Genomic DNA, 13,447 nt, shown 5'->3' with positions numbered 1-13,447 from the left:
ATTTGTTCAAAAAACCTTTTCTTTACTTTTTATTCATTGTGGCTGGCTTAAACAGCTTTGCACAACAGCCTAATGACTGCGTTGATGCCATTATAACCTGTGGAAACTCAGATGTTAATTTAGATGTTAGTGGCTTCGGAACTCAGGAATTATTCGGTACAAATATTTGTGGCGGAGGTGGCGGTAGCTTAGGAGAGAATAACAGCGTATGGCTGCAGGTAACTTTGGTTACCAGTGGTACACTGGGTTTTACATTAACACCGCAAAGTACAGCAATAACTGAAGATTATGACTTTTTCGTTTATGGCCCTGATGTATCTTGTTCGGATATCGGACAAGCTATCAGATGTTCCAGTACAAACCCTCAAGCGGCTAATCAGGGTAACAACCTAACCGGAATGAATGCTTCCTCTACAGATACATCTGAAGGCCCTGGTCCGGATGGAGATAGCTTTGTAAGATGGTTAGATGTTCAGGCCGGGGAAACCTATTTTATAGTGATTGACCGGCCGATAGGAAATAGTCCTTTTAATCTGGAATGGACAGGAACAGCACAATTTGCGGATCCACCAACAGATCAGTCCAATAGCATTGGGCCAAGGAACCCAACCGATATGGAAAGTTGTGATATAGTTGCGCCGTTCAATGACGGTTTTACAAGCTTTAACATATCTGACAATACACCGTTAATTACCGGAACACAAACCGATGTTACCATTACTTATCATGCTTCTGAAAGTGATGCTAACATTGGGATAAATGAATTGGTTAGCCCGTATACCAATATAAGCAATCCGCAGAAAATTTTTGTTAGAATTACTAATAACATCACCGAGTGTTTTGAATTGACCGATTTTGATTTAAGTGTAAATTTGGGGCCGGGTATTTTAGTACCTTCTGATTTCGTTCTGTGCGATAATATGAATGATGGTGATGACAAAAATGGGCGCACAGATTTTGACCTGACACAAAAAAATAATGAAATTCTAAACGGATTAGTCCCTTCAGATTATAACATAACATACCACAGCACTCAGGTGGATGCAGAGAACAGAGCCTCTCCATTACCCAATTCATATTACAATGTAACACCTTTTAATGAACAGGTTTTTGTCAGAGTTGAAGATGTATTATATCCGGATTGCAAAAGTATTGTGGCTTTAAACCTGGTAGCAAACCCTAACCCTATAGCTTTCAATCATACCATTTTACAATGTGACGAAGATGGCCATGTTGATGGTTTTACGCTTTTCAATTTAAATGAAGCAAATATAAGTTTGACAGGTGGTGATAATAACTTATCCACCAGATTTTATACAGACTCAGCCAGAACTGTTGAAGTTGACGGCAATGCTTTTTCTAATACAACAAACCCACAAACTATTTATGTTGACGTTATTGATACCAGAACAGGTTGCTTGAGTTATTCTGAGCTTATACTGGATGTTAGTACAACAGATTCAAATAACGCCACATTGACTACTTGTGATGATGACGGATTAGAAGATGGGTTTCACCAGTTCACCCTAAGTGATGCTGATAGTGAAGTGACTAACGGCCTTATTACCGGCCTGGATATAGCTTATTATCAAACCTATGAAGAGGCGCTTTTAGAGCAAAACAATTTAGGAAATACGTTTACCAATACCATACCGTATACTCAAATTATTTATGCCCGGGTTGAAAACGCCAATAACTGTTATGGCATTAGTGAAGTAACCCTGGTTGTAAATGAACTTCCGGACATTGACATCGAAGATTTGACATATTATTGCTTAAATCAGTTTCCGGTACCCATTACTTTAAATGCAGCTGTTTTAAACGATTCGCCAAACAACTATACTTATAATTGGTTATCAGGAGAAGATTCCTATGAAATTGAAATAAACGAAACAGGACATTATGAAGTAACCGTTACCAATGGCAATGGATGTTCGAAAACCAGAACAATTACAGTAGAAGCATCAAATATTGCGACCATAGATGATATAAAAGTAGATGATGCATCACAAAACAATACTATAACCGTTATTACATCGGGTGAAGGCATATATCAATATCGGTTATTGGACGAAAACAACGTGGTTTATGCAGATTATCAGGATAGTAACCTATTTGATAACGTATTTCCGGGCATTTATACTGTTACCGTAAGAGATATAAAAAATGATTGCGGAACCGTGAGTAAAGATGTTTCGGTAATAGGATTTCCAAAATTTTTTACGCCTAATAATGACGGATCGCATGATACCTGGCAGGTTTATGGCGTTTCCAGTATGTTTCAGCCTAACACAAAAATTAGAATTTTTGACAGGTTTGGTAAACTTATAAAAGAATTAAATCCGTTAGGTGAAGGATGGGACGGTATGTTTAACGGAGAGAAATTACCGTCAGATGATTATTGGTTTTCAGTTAGATTACAAGACGGTAGAATTTTTAAAAATCATTTTACTTTAAAAAACTAATACTAACACCTTAAAAACCAATAAAATTGCATTTTATCCGATTTTTTTTGCATTTCATCTAAAAAAGACCTATTTTTCCGCAAAATATTTCGGACTAAAAACCCGGAATATTGAGCCTAAAAAATCGGAACAAAAAAACCTACAGCTATGAGATTTGTTTATCTATTCTTAATTGCCCTTATCTGCAGTTGCGGTATGGTATTTTCGCAGCAAATCTCGGTGGACAGTTCCGTAGGTTTACAACAACTCATTGAAGACAACCTAGTTAACGGTTGTGTAGAAATTTCTAATATAACCTCATCCGTAAACGGAAATTCTACAGGCTTTCCAAGTTACGCCTACTTTGAAAGAGGCTCCTCTAATTTCCCTTTTCAAAATGGTATCATGCTGTCAACCGGTAGTGCCAATTCCGGGGGTAATGGGGTTAGAACTCCCACGCTTAGTGAGGGCTCAACCGTTTGGGGAACTGATCCGGATTTAGAAGCAGCTTTGGGAATTACCAATACTTTAAATGCAACCTCTATTGAGTTTGATTTTGTTTCAATTTCCAGCCAATTTCAATTTAACTACCTATATGCTTCGGAAGAATATTTTGATATCCTGCCGTGCCAGAATGTTACAGACCATTTTGTTTTTCTTATAACAGAAGCCGGGACTGGCAATCCGTACCGAAACATTGCATTAGTGCCTAGTACAACTAGCCCTGTTAATTCAGTTACGGTTCATAATGAAATTTTTGGCGTATGCCCCGCGCAAAACGATCAATATTTTGATGCATATAATGTTGGAGACACCAATTATAATGGTAGAACAACCGTTTTAATGGCCTCGGAAACTATTGTTCCTTATGTACAATATCACGTCAAGTTAATTATTGCAGACCAAAGAGATGGTAATTTTGATTCGGCGGTATTTATTGAAGGTAACAGTTTTGAAGTTTTAGATTTAGGAGACGATATTGAAACCTGTGCCGGATCGGTGCTTTTAGATGCAGATATACAGAACCCATTGGCATCTTATGCCTGGTTTTTAAACAACACTTTAATTCCCGGTGAAACTAACCCAACTCTGAATGCCATTCAGGATGGAACGTATAGAGTTGAAGTTACGGTACCTTTAAACTCCAATAGTTGTGTTGAAGAAGATGAAATTAATGTGGTTCTTAATACGGAAGAACCCATTAATCCGATAACAGATTACGAATTGTGTGATGATTCCAGTAATGATGGCTCAGAAGTATTTGACCTAACAACCAAAAACACTGAGTTAATTGCTAATATTCCTTTTAGCAATTATACATTTACCTATCATTTTTCTGATGCCGATGCCAGAAATAATATTAGTGCAATAAATGCCCCCATCTCTAATACGTCAAATCCGCAAACCATCTATGTTAGAATTGATGATTTAGACAGTAACTGTTTCGCTTATACCAACTTTGATCTCATTGTTAATCCGGCTCCGGATGCTACCCCACCATCACCTCTGGAAACCTGTGATAGTGATGATACCCCGGACGGATTTACAGTTATTGACCTGACCGAAAAAGACAATGAAATAACAGGAGGGTTAAGTAACTTATCCGTAAGTTATCATTATAATGCATTAGACGCTTCTACGGGCAATAATGCCATACCCGGTTTGTATGTAAATGCTAATACACCATCAGACACTGTTTTTGTCAGAATATTGAATACGGATACAGGCTGTATTAACACCACAACTTTAACCGTTAATATAACTACAAGTCCCATAGTAAACAGAGATACGCAATTTTTGGATGCTTGTGACGCAGACCAGGATGGGAACGCTTTTTTTGATTTAACACAGGTCACGGGTGATATTTTAGGTGGCTTAACAGGTGTTACTGTTACTTTTCACGAAAGTTTCGATGATGCCGATACAGGAAGTAACCCTATTGCAGACCCGGCCAATTACGAGTACACAAATCCCGCTCTGGAACCCGGTTCAAGAAACCTTTATGTTAGAATTGTAGATGACGTCACAGGCTGTGCCTCTATTGTTCCCTTAGAAGTTCATACCAATTTATTATTAACAGGAACAGATACCGGAGATTTTGCCCTGTGTGATGTTAATGATGATGAAAATGACACTTTAGACTTCAACCTGTTCACTGTAGAAACATTTATTGGCAACGATTTACCAAACCCGATAACAGTTACATTTTATGAAACACAAGATGATCTGGATAATAATGTAAATGCGCTTGATAAATCGGTTTTATATTCGGCATTGAGCCCTACCGTACTTTATATAAGAATGGAAGATACGGTCACCGGTTGTATTGAACAATCTGAAATTACTTTGTTGGTAAACCCTATTTTATTATTTGAACCTACTGATCCGGTGCCTTATTGTGATACAGATGATGATGGCATTGTTAGTATAGACCTGCATTCCCTGGATGATTTGGTAACCGGTGGTAACCCCAGTTTTACGGTAACGTATTTTGGATCTGATGCTGATGCCCAAAATAACATGAATGCATTACCGGCCTTTTATGCCAACACCAATCCTGTTGAAACCATTTACGCCAGAATTGCAAACATAGATTCCGGTTGTTCTACGGTTAATCCTTTTGATATAGAAGTTATTGTGGCTCCGGGTACCACAACGCCTTCGCCATTTGTAATTTGCGATGATGACCAGGACGGGTTTTACACAGTAAACCTTGAGGACAAGATTCCTGAAATGATTGCTAGCACTACAGGCATAAATATAGATTTCTTTACAACTGAAAATGATGCAATAGCCAATACAAATCCAATACCAACCCCAAATAGCTTCAATGCTGAAACCCAAACCATTTATACCCGTTTTGAAAGTTCTGTTTCCGGTTGTTATAATATAAATACCATTGAAATAATTGTAAATACATTACCGCTGATACCTTCAGATCTGGAATTTCAAATATGTGAAGTCACGGGCACAACAGTTGCGGACTTTCTATTAGTTGAAATGGACGACGATATTTTAGGAACTCAGACCGGTAAAGAAGTTTATTATTTTGAAAATGAAAATGATGCCTTAACGGGCAACTTAGTCAATGCGATTGATAAAAATAATGTATATCAAAATACGTCAAGTCCACAAACGATCTACATCCGTGTTGAAAATTTAACGGCAGATCCGGATACTTGTTACGCTACATCTTCGATGATATTACAAGTATCTCCGGAACCTATATACAATCCTGTAATAGACTTTTTGGTTTGTGACGATTCGTCTAACGATGGGCTTCACACTTTTGATTTAGACGCCAAAAGAACTGAAATATCGCAAGGTTCTACAGATAACCTAAGCATTTCGTTCCATGAAACTTTTGATGATGCCGATACTAATACCAATCCGCTAGGTGATCAATACACTAACATACAAAACCCGCAAACCATATATGTTAGAATAGAAAGTTCCGATTCTTTATGTCATATTGTTGAATCATTAGGTATTATTATCATAGAAGCTCCGAGTATTACACAAGTTTCTGCACCCTTAATAGCCTGTGATGAAGATTATGATGGCTTTACCCGTTTCAACCTGGAGGATGCCGATTTTGAATTTTTAGACAGAATCACTGATGACCTTGTTGTTCATTATTTTGAAAACTTTGATGACATTAATCCGTCAGATGGTTTTGACAATACTTTGGCCATAGCTGATCCAACAAATTTTAACTCCAATACACAAACGGTATATATTAAAGTTTGGAATAATTTAACAGGGTGCTACAGTGTCATTGATTTAGAACTCATTGTTAATTTACCACCCCAAACTAATAATCTTGGTACCATAGAAATTTGTGACAATGATACCGATACTTATGATCTGGCTCAAGTAGATAGTATGGTTGTGAATGATACTAATCTGGTAAATATTTCATATCATGGCTCTTTACCGGATGCTACAAATAACACAGGAGCATTGGCAAATATATTTAACTATACTGCAAACCTTCATGAATTTTTTGTAAGAGTTTCTGATGCTACAACAGGCTGCCCGATTATTACATCGTTCAACCTTCAAATAAACCCTAATCCGGTGGCAAATAGTACGCCCGATTTAATTTCATGCGATGATGATTACGATGGCTTTTTTGAATTCACCATTTCTACTACCAGAAATGATATTCTTGGATCACAGGATCCGAACGAGCATACCGTCACATATTATAGTAACATGGCTGACGCTGAAAACGGTATAAATTCATTAGCGAATGTGCATTCAGCTTTTGATGGTGAAGTGATCTATGCCAGAATTGAAAATAATAATACGGGGTGTTATGACATAACTAATTTTTCAACAAGAGTGAATCCACTGCCCATAATTCCAATTGATGATTTAGTTCCATTATGTATCAACGATCTGCCATTAGTAATTGATGCTTATACCGGAAATCCGGATGACACTTATGTATGGTCTACAGGTGCTACAACAACACAAATCATTCTAAACGATCCGTCGGAAATTGGTGATTATTGGGTGACCGTAACCACCCCTAATTTAATTGGCAGCGATTGTGATTACACACATAATTTCACCGTATTTGAATCCCAGGAGGCCGAAATAAACTTTACGACTACCGTAGATTTTGCTGATCCCAACAGTATTACAGTGGATGTAAGCGGTATTGGAAATTATGTTTATATTCTAGATGATGGTGAACCACAAACGTCTAATGTATTTGAAAACGTAACTTATGGCCCTCACCTAGTAACTATAAGGGATTTGAACGGCTGTATGGATATCTCGGAAACCGTGGTAGTTATAGATGTTCCTAAATATTTCACGCCTAATGATGATACATTTAACGATACCTGGCATATCATAGGCATCGAAGAAATCCCGGGAACTGTGGTATTTATTTATAACAGACACGGCAAACTACTCAAAACGTTACCCCATAATTCTATTGGCTGGGACGGAACCTTCAATGGAGAAAACATGCCATCAGATGATTATTGGTTTGTTGCCAAAGTGGTTCAGGAAGGGGAGTCATTTGATGTCAGGGGACACTTCGCATTAAAGCGATAGAGAACTTTTCTTATCTATTCTTACCAGTAATTAGTGGTTTTATTCTTTTTATCTAAAAGTTTTAAACCTTTAAGGAGTATTAGGGTCTAAAATAAATTAAATATTTATTTTAGGGGTTCGTTCTGTTCAAAGCAGTCGAATTACCAACAACTAAACTATAAAAAATTGCAATGCAAACTAGCTCCCATACAAGAAACCTGCTATTTGTTTTAGCATTTCTTATTTCTGGTATTGGATATTCACAACTTAGCAAAAAGCATTATATCCCGCCTTTAACAAGTGGTCCCAATAATGCAAACCCTGAAGATCAATATATCTACATATCAACACCTACTACTTCTCTGGTGCCATACACTATAACCGAAGTTGGTGGAACAACCATTACGGGTAGCGTTTCAAATGCCACACCTCAGGTAGTAAGTATCGGATTTGGTTATGACACTCAATTGTTTCAGGATTATGATGATAGCAGTACGGTCACTAATAATAAAGGCTACATTATTGAAGCCGAAGCTCCCATTTATGTATCAGTAAGAATGAATGCCGGTAGTGCACAGGCAGGAGCTTTAGTAAGTAAAGGACTTTCTGCTTTAGATACCACTTTTAGAATAGGAACCTACACCAGTGAAAATCCACAGGCTAACTATGTCAGTTTTATATCTGTAATGGCTACAGAAGATAATACGGCTGTTACTTTTAGTAATCTTGCTGCCGGTTTAATCATTGAAAATTATGCAGGTACCACCCCAATTAATGTTAGTTTAAATGAGCATGAAAGCTATGTTATAGCTATCAAAGGAGATATTAACATACCGTCGTTAATGGATGGCCTCATTGGTTGTTTAGTTACTTCTGATAAACCCATTGTAGTTAATTGTGGTTCTGCCAATGGTAGTTTTGGTAACGGAGGAGGAAGAGATTACGGCATAGATCAAATAGCCGGATTATCCAAAGTTGGAAATGAATACATCTTTGTTAGAGGAGATGGCACCAACGATTGGGAAAATGTATTGGTTGTAGCTCATATCGATAATACTAGTGTTAGCATCAATGGTAATGCTCCTGTCACTACATTAAATGCAGGAGAATATCATGTAATTGAAGGAAATAACTACAGTGCAGCTGGAAACATGTATGTTGAAACCTCCCAGGATGTTTTTATGTATCAGGGTGTTGGTTCAACTGGAGAGGCTAATCAGGGGATGTTTTTCGTGCCTCCTTTAAGCTGTGAAACCAGGGGAAATATTGACAACATTGCTAACATTGACAGAATAGGTAGTTTAAATTATGTAGGTGGTGTCACTATAGTTACCAAAGCAGGTGCAACAGTTACCGTAAATAATCAACCGTTATCCAATTTTGCAACGGTTGGCCCTAGTGCTGTTACCGGGAATACTGATTATGAAACCTACAGAATCACAGGGTTATCCGGTAATATATCTGTTCAAGGTAATGATGAATTATACGTAGCTTATTTTAATGTAAATGGTGCCGCCACATCAGGAAGTTTTTATTCCGGATTTCAATCCAAGCCAGAGTTTAATTTTGATGTCCAGCATGCCATCTTGGGAAATTGTATTGGTAATAACTTAACGCTAACAGTAGCAAATGCGCAAAACTTTGAAAGCTTTGAATGGCAATTTGATGACGGATCAGGGTATATTGTTTTACCGGTCACAGACCCCTTCATAACTCCAACGGTTCCCGGAAAATATAAACTGGTTGGAGAATTACCATGTGATGGTGGTTTTCTTGAATCTGTGGAAGTACCAATTAGTATTTGTCCGGATGATATTGATAATGATGGAATCATCGACAATCTAGATATTGATAATGATAACGACGGTATTCTAAACTGTACGGAATCCAGGGGAGATGTAACTATCAACCTGAATAATTTAAATAACCCGGTTTTAGAGTTTCAGGATACTACCACCAATCCAACTATAACAAGTGGTACCTATACTACCAATAGTAGTTCGGGAGGCACCAATACTTTTGTTGGCGATAATTTAGGAAATTTTACCAGTACGGTAGAAGCAGCAGCAAGTGCGGAAGGAGCGTATTCAATGACTTTTACCGAATCTGTAAATGTTAAGTTATCTGAAGATACGTCTTATACCCATACATCCGTAGATGGCGAATATTACATTGTTAGGATCTTTCCGGCAAATAAAAACATAACTTTGGTAGATCCGGACGGCAGACTGGTAGTAGATTCTAACTTTGACGGTCTTTGGGAAACCGGTGTCACTCAAATTTCAGGTTCTGAGATTCATTTTAAATATAATCCAACACCCGGTGGAACCACTCCTTTTGCATTTTTTGCTAATCAGGTGGATGGATTCGAATTCGTTCATAGATTAAGTAATTTAACTGATACGTCAAACTTTCAGGCAAATATTGCCTTAACCTGTTTTAAAAAGGATAATGACAATGATGGCGTAAAAGATGAGCTGGACTTAGACAGTGATAATGACGGCATCCCTGATTTTGTTGAAAACCAGGGTATATTAGTTGCTTTATCAGGTATTGATGTGGATACCAATGGATTAGACGACGTGTATGATCTTAATGCATTACCAATAGATACCGATGTGGATACCGTTTATGATTTCTATGATCTGGATAGTGATAACGATGGTATTTATGATTTGATTGAATCCGGGCAATTAGGTACTTTGTCCGATACCAATTTGGACGGCATAGAAGATGGTCCGATCTACGGTATAAATGGATGGGCAGATGCTGCTGAGACAGCTCCGGACAGTAATCTAATCGGATACGCTCCTAATGACTTGGACACCGACACAATTTTCTCTTACCTGGATTTAGATAGTGATGGTGACACCTGTAGTGATGTTATTGAAGCCGGTTTTTCCGATGGTAATGCAGATGATCTGCTTGGTGATAATCCGGTAGTTACTGACACTAATGGTTTAGTTACCAATGCTTCTGACGGATATACCATTCCAAATAGCAATTATCTGGATTATGCGCCTATTACCATAACAACGCAACCATTAGATACAGAATCCTGTGAGCTTTCAACAACCGTAATATCATTGGTATCATCAACCTATGATACCATTCAATGGGAAGTAAGCACCGATGGAGGTTTAAATTGGAGCACTATTGTTGATGATGCCACATATAGCGGTTCACAAACAGCAGATTTAACTATTACCAACACACCTTTATCTTTTGATACCTACGAATACAGGGCTTTTTTAGAGTTGTCCGGAAATAGTTGCGGATTATATTCCGATCCTGCGGAACTCACTGTTATTCTTTTGCCTATAGCTAATACAGCACCGACTATGTTATTATGTGATGATGACAATAATGGTACCATGCCTTTTGACCTGAATTCCCAAAATAATGCCATAACTACGGTTACCGGAATGACCATTACCTATCACACCAGTCAGGCCGATGCTGATAACGACGTAAACCCCATTACCAGTCCGTTTGAAAGCGGTAATACAACGATTTATGCACGTGTTGAAAACAATGCAAATACCACCTGTTTTGATACCTCCAGTTTCGATTTGGAAGTTTATGAAAGTCCGTTCCCCTTGTTAACGGTTACACCACTTCAGGAATGTGACGATACTTCTGTAGGGACTGATATTGATGGCTTAAAAGTGTTCGATTTAACCCAAAAAGAAACCGAAATTTTAAATGGCCAAAGTGCAGCGGACTTTACGCTAACCTACTTCACCGATGCAGGTTATACCAATCAAATACTTACACCAATAGCTTTTGCAAATACGGTTCCTAACGTACAACCTGTTTATGTTAGAATGACCAATAACGCCTATAACACTTGTGTTGCAGAAACCACATTTAATGTTGAAGTTTTCACTTTACCGGTGGTCAATAACCCAAATACATATTCACAGTGCGACGATGCATCGAATGACGGGCAGGCATTTTTCAATTTAACATTGGATCAAATTAAGGAAGAGATCAATCCAAATTATATTGCCGAAGGATTAGTATTTACCTATTATTTGACGCAAGGTGATGCTCAAAATGCTGTAAATCCTATTCCAACACCGGATAATTATCAGGATTCGCCGGGATTTACTCCTGAAACCGTTTGGGTGCGAGCAGAAAACCCTAATGGTTGCTACAGAGAAGTTCCTTTAACCTTAGAAGTAACGCCATCCAGTGTCGCCTTAAGCAGTTACAGTCCGGCCCCGCTTTTCCAGTGTGACGAAACCGGTTCTACCGTTCGCGGTAATGTGGCCACTTTTGATTTGACCCATATTCACGATCATATTTCTAACGTAATTTTTTCAACATTCAACGTAACGGTCCATTTTTTTGAGACACAAATGGATGCCGAATTAGAAACTAATGAAATACCGGATATTGTTAATCATCAAAACATAAATTCACCTATTTCCCAAAGTATTTGGGTGCGCGTAAAAAGTGATCTGGGGAACAATTGTTTGGGGCTTGAAGAATTTCCAAACCTTTTAAATGTTGAGGCTTTACCCTTTGCTAATCCGGTAACCATGGCGAGACAATGTGATTCTGACACTACGGACACAGTCATTTCTTATCCGTTCGATACCGCTTTGGTAGAATCTACCGTTTTAAACGGACAATCACTGGCAGATGTAACGGTTACTTACAATTATGTTGATATAACAGGAACACCGGTTACGTCAAACACACTTCCAAATCCGTTTGTAACCGAAACTCAAACTATAACTATTACCGTTACCAATAACACAACGCAGGATCCTGATGGTGCTTGCGATGATGTAACTACCTTAGAATTTATTGTAGATGAACAACCTGTTATTGCCGACCCGGTGGATCCACAGGAAGTCTGTGACGGTGCTAACGGCGATATTGATGATGACGGTTTTTATCCTTTTGACACGTCCTCATTTGTCGGAACGATTTTAGGTACGCAAACCAATATGGAGATCTACTTTGATTATGTTGATGAAAATGGCGTTCTTGTTTTAGACAGTCCTACACTACCAAACCCATTGGTTTCAGAAAATCAAACCATTAACGTTGAAGTTATCAACCCGATCAATACCGGTTGTTTTGCAAGTACTTCCATAGATTTGATCGTCAATCCCTTACCGGAGTTTTATATAGATTCAGAACATATAGTTTGTACTTCAGACCCAACGTTCACTGTTGAACTGGATCCGGTAGAGGCTAGTGTTATTGAAACGTTCACTTATGAATGGCGCTGGACGAGTTTAGACGGAAGTACTGTAAATCAATTATTACCGGAAACAACCCCAACAATTTTTGTTTCTACTCCAGGCACATACCATGTAACGCTTACAAAAACGGATGGCACCGGATGTTCAAGAACCAGGGATATTTTTGTAAACGCTTCAGAGATAGCAACTATTACGGAAGAAGATATAACTGTTGTTGATTTTACCGAAAACAATAACACGGTCACTATAGACCCCACAAATCTTGGGCAGGGAAATTATGAATATGCTTTAGTTGAAGAAGATTCCAACTTTATTATTTACCAGGACGAACCGGAATTCACTAATGTCAGACCCGGCTTTTATACTATTTCTGTAAATGATAAAGATGGCTGTGGCGTGGCTACTTTAGATATATCCGTATTAGGATACATGAAATTTTTCACACCAAATAACGATAGCTATAATGACTACTGGCAAATAATCGGTGTTAATGAATCCTTCCAAACTAACAGCCGAATTCTGATTTTCGATCGCTACGGAAAACTTATAAAGCAAATTTCCACCTTACAAGACGGTTGGGATGGTACATTTAACGGCAATCAAATGCCAACGGACGACTATTGGTTTAAAGTGTTTTTAGAGGATGGCAGAGTGTACTCAGGGCATTTTACCTTAAAACGTTAAATCATAAATTTTTAAATACGTATTCCAAAATCCAACTTCTTTAAG

The 13,447-nt window shown here is 38.1% G+C and carries 3 protein-coding genes; all 3 read left to right on the top strand.

Going from position 1 to position 13,447, the window contains the following annotated elements; all coding sequences use genetic code 11:
* Window positions 1–2: 2 nt before the first annotated feature.
* Entirely contained in the window at window positions 3–2,465 is a 2,463-nt protein-coding gene (locus tag Q0983_RS11260) for a T9SS type B sorting domain-containing protein (RefSeq protein WP_299552922.1), read from the top strand.
* Between the two features lie 147 nt (window positions 2,466–2,612).
* Complete coding sequence (locus Q0983_RS11255) at window positions 2,613–7,517, top strand: T9SS type B sorting domain-containing protein (RefSeq protein WP_299552919.1); 4,905 nt, start codon at window positions 2,613–2,615, stop codon at window positions 7,515–7,517.
* Window positions 7,518–7,687: 170 nt separating this feature from the next.
* A complete protein-coding gene (locus tag Q0983_RS11250) occupies window positions 7,688–13,402 on the top strand; it encodes a T9SS type B sorting domain-containing protein (RefSeq protein WP_299552916.1) in 5,715 nt (1,904 codons plus the stop codon).
* Window positions 13,403–13,447 lie beyond the last annotated feature (45 nt).

This window comes from Seonamhaeicola sp., assembly GCF_028281565.1.
Classification (GTDB): Bacteria; Bacteroidota; Bacteroidia; order Flavobacteriales; family Flavobacteriaceae; genus Seonamhaeicola.
The sequence above is the reverse complement of the archived record's forward strand: the minus strand, read 5'-3'. Positions and strand labels throughout refer to the sequence as shown.